This window comes from Epilithonimonas mollis (genome assembly GCF_900142325.1).
GTDB classification, from domain to species: Bacteria; Bacteroidota; Bacteroidia; order Flavobacteriales; family Weeksellaceae; genus Epilithonimonas; species Epilithonimonas mollis.
In genome coordinates this window covers 387,954-400,781 of the sequence record NZ_FRAM01000002.1, presented here as the reverse complement: position 1 = coordinate 400,781, position 12,828 = coordinate 387,954, and the positions used below count along the sequence as shown (strand labels likewise).

13 protein-coding genes are annotated in these 12,828 nt (G+C 36.8%); 9 read left to right on the top strand and 4 right to left on the bottom strand.

The genetic code is table 11. The annotated features are described in order from the left end of the window. Positions 1-18: 18 nt before the first annotated feature. From BUA97_RS09295 to BUA97_RS09285, 3 genes are all read right to left on the bottom strand, one after another. Positions 19-855 carry a carboxylesterase family protein gene (locus tag BUA97_RS09295; protein ID WP_175546189.1) on the bottom strand — a complete coding sequence of 279 codons (837 nt, stop codon included), beginning with the start codon at positions 853-855 and terminating at the stop codon, positions 19-21. Between the two features lie 84 nt (positions 856-939). Then, a complete protein-coding gene (panB, locus tag BUA97_RS09290; protein WP_072997574.1) occupies positions 940-1,755 on the bottom strand; it encodes a 3-methyl-2-oxobutanoate hydroxymethyltransferase in 816 nt (271 codons plus the stop codon). A gap of 76 nt (positions 1,756-1,831) precedes the next feature. Continuing rightward, on the bottom strand, positions 1,832-2,545 hold the full coding sequence (locus BUA97_RS09285; RefSeq protein WP_072997573.1) for a Crp/Fnr family transcriptional regulator: 714 nt from the start codon (positions 2,543-2,545) through the stop codon (positions 1,832-1,834). 95 nt (positions 2,546-2,640) lie between these two features. Between BUA97_RS09285 and BUA97_RS09280 the strand changes: the two genes are divergently transcribed. From BUA97_RS09280 to BUA97_RS09240, 9 genes are all read left to right on the top strand, one after another. Beyond that, positions 2,641-5,019, top strand: a complete 2,379-nt coding sequence (locus BUA97_RS09280; protein WP_072997572.1) for a heavy metal translocating P-type ATPase — start codon at positions 2,641-2,643, stop codon at positions 5,017-5,019. 112 nt (positions 5,020-5,131) lie between these two features. After that, positions 5,132-5,317: a cbb3-type cytochrome oxidase assembly protein CcoS gene (ccoS, locus tag BUA97_RS09275; RefSeq protein ID WP_072997571.1), complete on the top strand. Its 186-nt coding sequence runs from the start codon at positions 5,132-5,134 to the stop codon at positions 5,315-5,317. A gap of 15 nt (positions 5,318-5,332) precedes the next feature. Continuing rightward, positions 5,333-7,618 carry a cytochrome-c oxidase, cbb3-type subunit I gene (gene ccoN / locus BUA97_RS09270; protein WP_072997570.1) on the top strand — a complete coding sequence of 762 codons (2,286 nt, stop codon included), beginning with the start codon at positions 5,333-5,335 and terminating at the stop codon, positions 7,616-7,618. Positions 7,619-7,629: 11 nt separating this feature from the next. Beyond that, a complete protein-coding gene (locus tag BUA97_RS09265) occupies positions 7,630-7,824 on the top strand; it encodes a cytochrome C oxidase Cbb3 (protein ID WP_072997569.1) in 195 nt (64 codons plus the stop codon). Positions 7,825-7,842: 18 nt separating this feature from the next. Further along, the gene (locus BUA97_RS09260) at positions 7,843-8,727 is read left to right on the top strand and encodes a c-type cytochrome (protein WP_072997568.1); all 885 of its coding nucleotides are present in this window, start codon (positions 7,843-7,845) and stop codon (positions 8,725-8,727) included. 103 nt (positions 8,728-8,830) lie between these two features. Continuing rightward, positions 8,831-10,282 (top strand): cytochrome c oxidase accessory protein CcoG, encoded by a 1,452-nt coding sequence (ccoG, locus tag BUA97_RS09255; protein WP_072997567.1) that lies wholly within the window; start codon positions 8,831-8,833, stop codon positions 10,280-10,282. A gap of 12 nt (positions 10,283-10,294) precedes the next feature. Further along, the gene (locus BUA97_RS09250; RefSeq protein ID WP_072997566.1) at positions 10,295-10,744 is read left to right on the top strand and encodes a FixH family protein; all 450 of its coding nucleotides are present in this window, start codon (positions 10,295-10,297) and stop codon (positions 10,742-10,744) included. Beyond that, complete coding sequence (locus tag BUA97_RS09245; protein ID WP_072997565.1) at positions 10,735-11,472, top strand: sulfite exporter TauE/SafE family protein; 738 nt, start codon at positions 10,735-10,737, stop codon at positions 11,470-11,472. Before BUA97_RS09250 ends, BUA97_RS09245 begins: the two co-directional genes overlap by 10 nt. Before the next feature lie 71 nt (positions 11,473-11,543). Further along, entirely contained in the window at positions 11,544-12,302 is a 759-nt protein-coding gene (locus BUA97_RS09240) for a hypothetical protein (protein ID WP_072997564.1), read from the top strand. A 30-nt stretch (positions 12,303-12,332) separates the two neighbouring features. Here BUA97_RS09240 and BUA97_RS09235 read toward each other — a convergent pair whose 3' ends face one another. Then, positions 12,333-12,806: a DUF6702 family protein gene (locus BUA97_RS09235; protein ID WP_072997563.1), complete on the bottom strand. Its 474-nt coding sequence runs from the start codon at positions 12,804-12,806 to the stop codon at positions 12,333-12,335. Positions 12,807-12,828: the final 22 nt, after the last annotated feature.

Sequence of the window (12,828 nt, the reverse complement as noted above, 5' to 3'; positions counted from 1 at the left end):
TAATAAAAATATTTAAAACTACCTATTTTGTCTGAAAAGCCATTCCGGAATTTTATCAACCAACTCGGCAGAGAGAATATTGTTATGGTATTTGTCTTTGTATTCCCAAAGAAAAACCCTTCCTTTATATTTCATTTCATCATAAAATTTGAAATTACTTTGAGGAAAATTATCCGTATCCTGACTTCCATGGACAATCCAGATGGGTAATTTTGTGAGCTGATTCATTTTATCAAACTGAGAAATTCCTGCAACATTGATTGCTGCGGCAAACAAATCTGGCCTTTTGGAAATGGCGTTGGAAGTTGTTGCGCCACCCATTGAGAAACCCATCACATAGATTCTATCTAGGTCAATATTTTCATTAATTACTAAAGAATCGACTGACTTTAAAACCAAATCCAAATGTTCATTGGACTCAGAAACTGGAACATTTCGGGTTTCATCAAGATGATAATTTGAGGAACGGACAGGAAACTGAGGCGACAAAACATAAGCCTGATAGTGATCCTGATTTTCCGGCAGCAACCACATTTTGGACAAAACGCCCATTTGAGAAGTGTTGTTTGTACCAACTGCACCTGAACCGTGGAAGACCACAACCAAAGGATATTTTTTGTTTTGATTCAAATTTTTCGGTTTTAACAAACGATAATTCACAACAACTTTTCCATTATCAAATTTCCCAGCTTTGAAATCAGAATAATCAAGATTTTTGATTTCTTTAATTCTCGCAAGCGATTTCAATGAATCTTTCTTGTCAAATATTTCTGTCCTTGTCCCGAATTTTGTCTGATGACAAACGCACGAAACCACTGACAATATTAAAATAGAAAACGATAAATTTTTTTTCAATTTCTGAATCATTCTGATGATGTTATAATTAAAACCCTTTCAGGTTTTGAAGTCTGAAAGGGCAATATTTATTTTAATTATGAATTAATAACTTTCCTTATCATCCGGAAAATCAGCACTTTTTACATCTCTTACATATTGCGAAACTGCGCCTGTAATTTCGGTATATAAATCCAGATATCTTCTCAAAAATTTCGGAGAAAAACCCTGATTCATACCAACCATATCATGATAAACCAAAACCTGTCCGTCACAATCTTGTCCGGCTCCAATCCCGATTGTCGGAATCGAAATACTTTCAGATGCTTTTTTTGCAAGTGCTGCCGGAATCTTTTCCAGAACAACAGCGAAACATCCTAATTCTTCCAACAATTTACAATCAGAAATCAATTTTTCTGCTTCAGCATCCTCTTTCGCACGCACTTTATAAGTTCCGAACTGATAGATACTTTGCGGCGTCAATCCAAGATGCCCACAAACAGGAATTCCGGCATTTACAATCTTCCTGATGGATTCTTCAATCTCTTTTCCACCTTCGATTTTGATAGCATGCGCACCGCCTTCTTTCATCATTCTCACAGCAGAATCCAAAGCTTTTTCGGGATTACTCTGATACGTTCCGAACGGCAAATCTGCCACAACCAAAGCCCTTTCCACGCCACGTACTACGCATTGTGTGTGATATATCATCTGATCCAGCGTGATTGGCAAAGTCGTTTCGTGGCCAGCCATCACATTTGCAGCAGAATCTCCAATAAGGATTGAATCTACGCCACCTGCGTCCACCATTTTTGCTGTTGTAAAATCGTAAGCCGTCAGCATTGTAATCTTTTCCTTATCGAATTTCATTTTTCGTAAGGTTTCTGTCGTGATTTTTTTGATTTCAGAATGTACAGACATTTTATTTGGAATTAAGTATGAAAAAAAAATTAACAATGAAATTTCATTGTTAATTTGTGAATTTTATTGATTTCGTTTACATCACAACGTGACCAAGCTTTATCAATTTTTCTCTGTTCAGGATTTTTATATTTCTTCCTTCAACCACAATCAAATCATCTTGCTTGAATTCGGATATTAATCGGATGGCACTTTCTGTTGCAGTTCCAATAAGGTTAGCAATTTCTTCTCTTGTTAGAGAGATTTTGATGAAACCTTCCGGATCGGTTCCCAATTTTTGTTCCAGCAAAATCAGGATTTCTGCTAATCTTTCTCTCACGGTTTTTTGTGCAAGGAAGGTTACCGTGTTTGCAGATTCGCCTAATTCATAAGCGATTTTCTGAAGCATCGCATAAGATAATCTGGAATCATTTTCCAATAATCTAAGGAAAATATCAGATGGCAAAAACTGAACTTTCATCGGCGTCATTGCTTCCGCCTTGGCCTGGAAATTCTCGCCACAAAGCAAAGAACGGTAACCTATCAAATCATTTTCTTTACAGAATCTCAGAATCTGATCTTTTCCATAAACGCCTGATTTTGAAAGTTTTGCTGTTCCTTTTTCGATAAAATAAACACCTTTTGGTGATTCACCGTCATCGAAGACGACATCACCTTTTGAGAATTCTAATACTTTGAGTGCATTGTTATAAACTTCAAAATCTTCAGACTTAAGACTTTCGCGTAAAGATTCTTTGTTAAATGCTTTTGAGAAATTTTCTTCTATAACCAATTGTTGTTCAAGAGACATACCTATGACATTTGTCAGCAAAAATAAGACTTTTTAACACTATATCCCAAGAATTTTGCCGTAATTTTGCAAACCAAATATCTGAGTATTTTTTAATGGCTGAACAATGCTTTCACTGCGGTCAGAAAATCGACAAAGAAAGGCTTCTTTTCGATGAGAAAATCTTTTGCTGCAACGGTTGTCAATCGGTTTATGAAATTCTGAATTTTCACAATCTGGATAATTTTTACAACATCAATAAAAATTCCGGAATCCGCCCGAGTAATGAAAACAATGCACAGTTCGATTATCTGGACACACCGGAAATATTCACCAAAGTCGTCGATTTTTCCGAAGGCGGAACAACACTTGTGACTTTTAAAATCCCTGTAATTCATTGCTCTTCCTGCATCTGGTTATTGGAAAGTCTTCATACGATTAATAATAAAATCAAATATTCTCAGGTTAATTTTACCCGAAAAACGGTTCAGATTTCTTTCAAAGAAAACGAAATCAGACTTAGTGAAGTCGCCAAATTCCTAACCAATCTCGGTTACAAACCCGTTATCAATCTGGAAACTGCAGAGAAAAAACAGGACAAACTTGATAAAAGCTTATTAATCAAATTAGCTGTTGCTGGTTTTGCTTTTGGAAATGGGATGTTTTTCAGCTTCCCTGAATATATTTCAGGCGATGACGTGTGGTTTCATTCCTTCAAGCATTTATTCAGAATTATTTTATTCTTACTGGCAACAGCTGTTGTATTTTACTCTGCTTCAGATTATTATAAATCTGCATGGTACGGTTTAAAGAATAAAATTATCAACATTGATGTTCCGATTGTATTGGGAATCTTTGTTCTTTATGGCAGAAGTATTTACGAAGCTGTAACAGATTATGGCCCAGGTTATTTCGACACACTTTGCGGATTGCTGTTCTTTATGTTGCTTGGAAAAACCTTTCAGAAAAGAACTTACAATTCCTTATCCTACGACCGAGATTACAAATCATTTTACCCGATTGCTGTAACAAAAGTCGATTTTAACGGAAAACAGGAAAACATTTTGTTATCCGATTTGGCTGTTGGCGACAGAATTATGGTCAGAAATCAGGAAATTATACCTGTAGATTCCATTCTGATTAAAGGCGAAGGAAATATTGACAACAGTTTTATCACAGGAGAATCAGCACACATTTCTAAGAAACCTGGCGATAAAATTTTTGCCGGCGGGAAGCAATCAGGTTCGATTTTGGAACTTGAGGTGATCAAAAGTGTTGATCAAAGTTACCTGACTCAACTTTGGAACAAAGAGGCATTCAAAAAATTTGAAACCGGCCTGGACACAATGACTAATACGATTAGTAAATATTTCACTGTCGTAATTTTAGGAATCACTCTAATAGCCGGAATTTATTGGGCAACCATCGATTCTGAAAAGATGTTTCAGGTGGTTTCCGCCATTCTGATTGTTGCCTGCCCTTGCGCATTAGCGTTGTCTGCGCCTTTTACTTTCGGGCACATCATGAGAATTCTTGGTCGGAATAAATTCTATGTAAAAGACACTTTAACCATTGAAAGGCTGGCCAAAGTTGACACATTGGTTTTTGACAAAACCGGAACTATTACTGAAAATAAAAAGACAAACATCAAATTTATCGGAACAGAAATCGATGAATTTGATTTGAGAAATATTAAGTCTCTGCTTAAAAACTCCAATCATCCACTTTCCAAATCCCTTTATGATTATTTTGAATTGAATGATGATTATTTTGAAATTGAAAATTTTGAAGAAATTTCCGGAAAAGGTTACCAAGGAAAAGTAAGAGGAATTACTTATAAAATTGGTTCTGGAAGTTTTACCGGGCAGGAATCTCAGAATATGGAAACCGCCGTTTACATCAGCAAAAACGGAGAGTTCGTTGGAAAATTCATCTTCAAAAATGAATACCGGAATAACCTGGCTCAACTTTTCCAAGATTTAAAAAATTACAGCATCAATATTTTGAGCGGCGATAACTCTTCCGAAAAACCAATTCTGGAAAAACTGATTCCGAATATCTCCGAGATGAAATTCAATCAAAACCCGGAGAACAAGCTGGATTTTATCAAAAAACTTCAGGACGCAGGTAAAAAAGTAGCGATGCTTGGTGACGGATTGAATGATGCCGGCGCACTAAAACAGAGTAATGTCGGAATTGCTATTGCAGATGACAGCAATTCCTTCACACCTTCTTCCGACGTGATTATGAACGGTGAAAAAATCCCCGAACTGGACAAATTCCTGAAGCTTTCCAAAGATGCTATCAAAATTGTAAAATTCACATTCATAATCAGTTTGTGTTACAATGTCGTAGGAGTTAGCTTTGCTGTTTCAGGTCACATGCATCCACTTTTTGCTGCTATTTTTATGCCTTTAAGTTCTGTAACTGTTGTTACATTCACTACAATTTCCACCTGGCTTAGGAGTTCTAAATATTTTAAAATTAAAATTTAAAACACTTATTATTTAGAGCGATTATAAATTATCCATATTTCTACCATTCTGACTAAAGTCAGTAATTTTCACTAAATTTGACGACAGTTTTGGCTTAAATTTGCGATCGAGTATGGAGATTCTCTATTTAATGATTATTTGCAGCGTTTCTTTAGCTGCTATCTTCTTGGTTATCTTTATAATTGGAGCAAAAAAGGGACAATTTGAAGATGATGAATCACCGGCAGTCAGAATTTTATTTGACGACGAAGTGAAACCAGACAAGGAGATTGAAACTCCAAAAAACGAAAAAGAATAATTGCTATTTGTACATATGGAAACACAAAAATTTAGTTATGACAACGGGATCGTTCGCGCCTTTCTAATTGCGACGGTTGTTTTCGGTTTGGTAGGTTTTTTATTAGGACTTACAGCTGCGTTGTTACTATTTTATCCTGAATTGCCTGAATTTTTCTTGGGAACAGATGACCCGACCATAAGAACTTTGCGTAGCGAAGGTTTGCAAGGATTGGTTAATTCTCAAGGTGCATTTGGGTTCGGACGTATTAGAATGCTTCACACAAGTGCGGTAATTTTCGCATTTGTAGGAAACAGCTTCTTCTCCGGATTTTATTATTCAATCCAGAGATTATTGAAAACAAGGATGTGGAGTGACACATTGTCTTGGGTTCATTTCTGGGGCTGGCAACTAATGCTTGTTTCTGTGGTGATTACATTCTTTATGGGTATCAATACTTCCAAAGAATACGCAGAACATGAGTGGCCTATTGATATTTTGATCACGCTGGTATGGGTCATTTTTGGTATCAATATGTTTGCTACAATTGCAATCAGAAGAGTTCGGCACTTGTACGTTGCAATCTGGTTTTACATCGGAACCTGGGTTGCGGTTGCAATGCTTCACATCTTCAATAACTTAGAAATCCCATTATCTTTCACGGGATGGAAATCATATTCAGCTTATGCAGGTGTCAAAGATGCCTTGGTACAATGGTGGTATGGTCATAATGCAGTGGCATTTTTCCTGACAACACCAGTTCTAGGTATGATGTATTACTTTGTGCCAAAAGCTGCAGACAGACCCGTTTTTTCATACAAATTATCAATTATCCACTTCTGGTCATTAATCTTTGTATATATCTGGGCAGGTCCTCACCATTTACAATATACAGCTTTACCGGCATGGGCTCAGGCTGTCGGAACAGGTTTTTCGATAATGCTGATTGCACCGTCGTGGGGAGGAATGTTGAATGGACTTCTTACACTAAGAGGAGCCTGGGATAAAGTAAGAGAAAATCCTGTGCTTAAATTCTTCGTGGTGGCTGTTACTTGTTATGGTATGGCAACTTTTGAGGGACCGCTTTTAGCCACTAAAACTGTAAACAAAGTTGGTCACTTTACCGACTGGGTTATTGGTCACGTTCACTTAGGTGCACTCGGCTGGAACGGATTCATGGCATTTGGTGTAATTTATTATTTAGTTCCAATCATGTGGAGAACCAAACTATGGTCTGTAAAATTGGCTAACTGGCATTTCTGGTTGGGAACTTTCGGGATCATCTTTTATGCGGTTCCATTGTATATCTCCGGATTTACTCAGGGGTTGATGTGGAAACAATTTAATCCTGATGGAACTTTAGTTTATAAAAACTGGCTTGATACTGTAACGGCAATACTTCCATATTTCAAAATGAGATTTGTGGGTGGTTTATTATATTTCACCGGAGCAATTCTTATGGTTGTTAACCTTATTGCAACAGCAAGAAAAGGTTCTTTCCAAAAAGAAGTTCCGGCAGAAGCACCAGCTTTGGCAAATGTGAAAAAAGGCAGAAAAGAAGGCGAAACTTTCCATCTTTGGTTAGAAAGAACACCGCTTTATTTATCAATTTTATCTTTTATAGTATTAGCAATTGGTGGCGCATTAGAAATTCTTCCAACAATATTCGTGAAGGATAATGTCCCTACCATTTCTGCTGTAAAACCTTATTCTCCGCTGGAATTAGAAGGTAGAGACATCTATATCCGCGAAGGCTGTAATGCTTGTCACTCTCAGATGATCCGTCCTTTCCGTGATGAAGTTGTAAGATTTAACGGTAAGAACGGCCAATATTCTAAAGCAGGAGAATTCATTTATGACAGACCATTCTTATGGGGTTCCAAAAGAACTGGCCCGGATTTGCACAGAGAAGGTGGTGCAAGACCAGATTCTTGGCACTTCAAGCATATGTATAACCCAAGATCAACATCGGCCGGCTCTATCATGCCGAGATACCCGTGGTTAATCGAAAATACACTTGACAGAAGCAAGACAAAAGCTAAGCTGGAACTGATGAAAAATTCTTTTGATGTTCCTTATACGAAAGCTCAGATTGACTCTATGGATTCCTGGATGAACAATCAGGCCAATGCGATCGTTAAAAATATTTTTGCAGAAGCGGATGATGTGAAAAAATCTTTTGATGAGTCAAAAGCCAATAAAGCAAAAGCTGGCGAGCAATTTGTACCACTTGAGAAGAGAGAGATCGTAGCATTGATATCTTACCTGCAGAGATTAGGTACCGATATTAAAACTACAGAAGTAAAAACTGCTAGTAATTAAAATTAAATAAAATGATTCCGCAAAGTTTTAAAGACATCGTCTCCAATGTGGAAAATGCAGGTTTTTTCCAGACTTTGGCCATGATCATCTTCATCTTGTTCTTTTTGGTTGTCGTTTATATTGTTATTAACAGACCAAAAAAATATTATAGTGAAGAAGAAAATGCACCACTGGAAAAAGATGAAGACGAGAACCAAACTTTGTAATTTAAAAGATAATTAATCATGAAAAGAAGAACACCCGCTTATATTAATATTTTAATCGTTCTGGGATTATTGCTTGTTGTGTTTTATATGTTTGCTCAGACATCTGATTTTCTGACATCCAAATACTTCTTGGGAACAGCCGTGATCAGTATCATTGTAGTTTTTATCCAGACTGCTATTGGTGATCTGATAGAAAATGAGAAATTCAAGAAAATGACCGACGAAGAAAAAGCGGCTTATCTTGCAGAAACTCAGATTCCTTATTTCAAATATCTTTGGAACGGCGCATTCAAGAGTCAATCTGAAAAGGAAGAAAAAGACATGCTTATCGACCATGGTTTTGATGGTATTATGGAGTTAGACAATCAGCTTCCAAAATGGTGGCTAGGCCTTTTCTACTTTGGTGTTGCTTATTGTGTGTTGTATGTTACATCATACTTCCTTACGGATTTTGCTCACCCCTATAAAGAATATGACCAGGAATATAAAGAGCAGATCGCAGCTGTAGAAGACTATATGAAAACGGTTCCGCAGGCTACCATCGAAACGGCAAAATTCTCCGAAGATAATGTAGAAGAAGGGAAAGTAATCTTCCAGACCAATTGTGTAACTTGTCATGGTGAAGGAGGAAAAGGAGGAATCGGACCAAATCTTACTGACGGTTTCTGGATCAATCAGCCTGAAAAAACTTTGTTCAAAAATGTTTTTTATATGGTTGAAAACGGAAGTAAAAATAATCCAACGATGCAGGCTTGGGGTAAAAATGGTGTTCTTACCGGTAATGATATAGAAAAAGTTGCGGCTTATGTCTATCACATTAACCAGGAACAAGCTCCTATTACTCCTGCACAAGGAGGTGCTGCTCCTCAGGGAACAGAAGCTCATTGGGAAAAATCTAATTAATACATATAAAAGAGATTGTCAAAAACATTATTCTTCCGGAATGATGTTTGAAAAGGATTTATAATTCATTTTCGGGACAATCTCTTTTTTTATCTAAAATGATATGAGTACAACAGAAAAAAAATACAACGAAGCAGAAAGCTGGGTCGTAGAAGCTGAAACATTCAGAGACTCTGTTGGTACAATGGATAATACCGGAAAAAGACGCTGGGTTTATCCAAGAAAACCTAAGGGAAAATATACCAATTACCGAGTTCTCGTAAGCATTCTCCTGTTAGCCATCTATTTTACGCTGCCATTCCTTAAATTCAATGGGAATCCATTGTTAATGTTTAATATAATAGACAGGCAGTTTTTTATTTTCGGTCAGCCTTTTTACCCTCAGGACTTTTTTATATTAGCATTGGGTGCTATTACATCATTGATATTCATCATACTTTTCACCGTTGCTTTCGGAAGGATTTTTTGTGGATGGATCTGTCCTCAGACCATATTTTTAGAAATGATATTCCGCAGGATAGAATATGCAATAGAAGGAGACAGAAATAAACAGATAAGACTGGACAACCAAAGCTGGGATACAGAAAAAATCTGGAAACGTTCACTGAAATGGTCGATCTTCATCGTGATCTCTTTGGTCATTACCCACATTATGTTCATGTATATTGTCGGATATGAGGAAGTATTCAGAATTATGCAGGAAGGTCCTTTTGCAAAGCCTACTAACTTTTTGGTGATGATCTTGTTCACTGCTGCATTTTATTTTGTTTTTGCATGGTTCAGGGAACAGGTCTGTACCATGGTCTGTCCATATGGAAGACTGCAGGGTGTATTGATTGACAAAGAAACCATCAATGTTTTCTATGATCATAAAAGAGGAGAAAACCGTTCAAAATGGAAAAAAGGAGAAGATAGAAGATCTGTAGGAAAAGGTGATTGTATCGACTGTAAGCAATGTGTGGTTGTCTGCCCCACCGGAATTGACATCCGTGATGGTTTGCAGATGGAATGTGTCAACTGTACGGCTTGTATTGATGCTTGTGATGAAGTAATGGTAAAAGTGGGTTTACCGACTGGGTTAATCCGTTATGCCTCTGAAAAAGAAATCGAAGAACAACAACGTTTCAAATTCTCCGGTAAAATGAAAATCTACAGCGTGATTTTGTCTTTGCTTGTAGGATTTTTGGGCTATCTGCTTTATAACAGAGGAGAAATGGAAGCCAAATTCCTGAAACCTCCTGGATCAACATTCTTCTTGAGAGATGGAAAAATCACCAATACATACAACTATACTTTCCTCAATAAGTCCAATGAGACAAAAACGGTCATCATTAAAATTATTGAGCCTGAAAATGGCGAAATCACTTCCAGTGCTTCCAACAGAATTGTACTGAAAAGGGACGCTATGATAAAAGGAACTATCAATGTAAGCTTTCCTCAGAGTCAGATCAAACTATCAAAACAAAATCTGAAACTTGGCGTTTATGATATGAACGGGGAACTGCTGGACTCTTATAATACTTATTTTGAAGGACCTTTCAAATTTCAATTTTAATAAAAGATCAGAATGAAAAAATTACATTGGGGACACGGATTGGCGATCGCATTGGGATGTTTTATAATATTCATTTTGTTTCTGATTTTTGTATTCCCGATGGGGAAACAAAATGCCGATATGATTTCCAACAATTATTATGAAGAAGAATTGGAATACCAACAGATTATCGATGCTAAAGATAATGCTGCCAAGCTGGAAACACCGCCTGTTTATAAATCCACAGCCGACGGTATACAAATCACTTTTCCTGAAAACATAAAGCCTGATGGCAAAAAAGTAAGTTTTGTATTGTTCAGAACAGAAGATTCTAACCTTGATGTCAAAAAAGAAATCACATTAGAAAGCAATACTTTTATTATTCCAAGAAAAGTCATTAGTCCGGGTTCTTATACTTTGAAGCTAAAATGGTCAGCCAATAAAAAACCTTATCAGGTAGATTATGACATTTTATGGAAATAGCGCTCATCATATCGGCAGTTGGTTTGGGATTCGCTTCCGGGTTTCACTGCATCGGGATGTGTGGACCTATTGCCCTGTCGATGGGACTTACCAAAAATCAGAAAGCTAATTACTATCTGCAGAATATCACTTATCAGTTAGGCAGAATATTGACCTATTCTATTCTCGGCGCAGTGTTGGGAATTATCGGACAGAGTTTTGAACTCGCCGGATTTCAGAAATATCTGACGGTTTTTGTTGGTGTTTTACTGATCATCATGGCCATATTTTCTTTTGGCGGAAAAGATTTTGCTTCTAAGATTCCTTTCATTTCCAAAGCGTTGCTGAAAGTAAAAATGCAGCTTGGAAAAATTCTTCAGCGTCCGGATTACAAATCCCGTCTTGCAACCGGAGTCCTGAACGGATTCTTACCATGCGGAATGGTTTATATGGCATTAACCGCTTCTTTGGCAACTGGCGGAATCTGGCAAGGTTCACTTTTTATGTTTCTTTTCGGGATCGGGACTTTTCCTTTTATGTTCGCAGTCGTTCTTCTGGGAAATTTTATAACGACAGCATTCCGGCTAAGAATATTAAAAGTCATTCCAGTGATGATGATCTGCCTGGGCGGATTATTCATTCTGAGAGGATTGGAACTTGGAATTCCTTACATTTCTCCAAAATCAGAATCACTGAAGGTGAATCATAATTCGAAAGATTTCCATACAGATCATACGAACTGCCATTAAGATTAAATTTGAAAAACCATAATTTTCATTAAGTTTAAATTCGCTACAGCAAGGCAAAATTAATTATTAATATGAAAAAACTTATCCGCAACCTTGTGATTCTCGCAATTGGGATTATGACACTGCATTCCTGCTCTATTTCCACCATTAATCATTACTACTCGGACAAAAAAATGAGCTTTGCAACCGATATGGATATGTCTCAGGCTCTGGAAATGATGAAGGGTTTTATGCCGGATTCTCTCAATCAGAATAATGATTTCATGAAAATGGAAAACTATCCGAAAGAATGGCGAACGCTCTATGACTTTCAAAAAGATGAAGGGAAGGTGACGACTAATCCGGACTCTATCAAACTGATGAAAAAAATCTTTATGAAAGGAAATTTTGCCGATGAAAAATTCTCTGGGTTTTCCGTAAAATCAGAAGCTCTAACAAAGGAAGAAATCGCATCTGTAGGAACACTGATGGGAAAAGACGCTGCGCTGATGAATAATTCTTCTTTTGATAATTGGGACGGGAAAATTTTAAAGATTGAAACTAAAAATCTGATGCTGTCTCAGGAAGATTTACAGAATATTTTCAGAACGGGAGATAAGTCTAACGGCGGAGACAAAGAAAATATTGAATCGATGCTGGGAATGATTCAGATTGATATTACCAACAAGCTTGTATTTGATAAAAAAATCAAGTCTGTCAGAGGTCAGCATGATTGGATAAAAAAGCTGGATGATAAAACCATCGAAGTAAAACTAAACCTTCAGGAAATGATGGATAAAGATCATCAGTTCAAAAACAAAGATGAAAACATCATAATCGAAACAGAATAAAAAAACCGGCTGATTTACCGGTTAATTTTATTAAAAAGTAATCTCTGAGGTTTCCTTTCCTTTTTGGAAATTCACAGTTTTCAGGGTTCCTTTATAAGTGACATTCATAATATTGACCTGTTTCGGGAACTGTCCTATCAGAATACTGTTTCTGACTTTAAGACTCGAAATTTCCGAAACATTAGAAACTTCGTAATAAACCCAAACGGATTCACCATTGACCTGGCTGCCTGTAAAAGTTAAGGTTCTTGCAGTTCCATTCACTGACACATCTACATTATTATTGATATATTTCTTAACCTCAGCATCGAAAGCTGCCGTATTAGGATCAATTTTTACTGCCTGAGAGATGTGGGTTGTATTAAGCTTTGTAGTGAATTTCAGCGTTTTGCTTCCGTCGATGTAATCTACTTTTGTCATCGATGAAAAGAAATCTATATCTCTGAAACTGAAAATGCTCAACAGCAAAAGTCCAAGAGATAAGATAAGTATTGATTTTTTCATTATTGTAATTTTAAATAACTTT

Bases quoted from the DNA above. Each gene is read 5' to 3' on its own strand.
- panB (WP_072997574.1), bottom strand. From the start codon at position 1,755: ATGTCTGTACATTCTGAAATCAAAAAAATCACGACAGAAACCTTACGA.
- BUA97_RS09285 (WP_072997573.1), bottom strand. From the start codon at position 2,545: ATGTCTCTTGAACAACAATTGGTTATAGAAGAAAATTTCTCAAAAGCA.
- BUA97_RS09280 (WP_072997572.1), top strand. From the start codon at position 2,641: ATGGCTGAACAATGCTTTCACTGCGGTCAGAAAATCGACAAAGAAAGG.
- ccoS (WP_072997571.1), top strand. From the start codon at position 5,132: ATGGAGATTCTCTATTTAATGATTATTTGCAGCGTTTCTTTAGCTGCT.
- ccoN (WP_072997570.1), top strand. From the start codon at position 5,333: ATGGAAACACAAAAATTTAGTTATGACAACGGGATCGTTCGCGCCTTT.
- BUA97_RS09265 (WP_072997569.1), top strand. From the start codon at position 7,630: ATGATTCCGCAAAGTTTTAAAGACATCGTCTCCAATGTGGAAAATGCA.
- BUA97_RS09260 (WP_072997568.1), top strand. From the start codon at position 7,843: ATGAAAAGAAGAACACCCGCTTATATTAATATTTTAATCGTTCTGGGA.
- ccoG (WP_072997567.1), top strand. From the start codon at position 8,831: ATGAGTACAACAGAAAAAAAATACAACGAAGCAGAAAGCTGGGTCGTA.
- BUA97_RS09250 (WP_072997566.1), top strand. From the start codon at position 10,295: ATGAAAAAATTACATTGGGGACACGGATTGGCGATCGCATTGGGATGT.
- BUA97_RS09245 (WP_072997565.1), top strand. From the start codon at position 10,735: ATGGAAATAGCGCTCATCATATCGGCAGTTGGTTTGGGATTCGCTTCC.
- BUA97_RS09240 (WP_072997564.1), top strand. From the start codon at position 11,544: ATGAAAAAACTTATCCGCAACCTTGTGATTCTCGCAATTGGGATTATG.
- BUA97_RS09235 (WP_072997563.1), bottom strand. From the start codon at position 12,806: ATGAAAAAATCAATACTTATCTTATCTCTTGGACTTTTGCTGTTGAGC.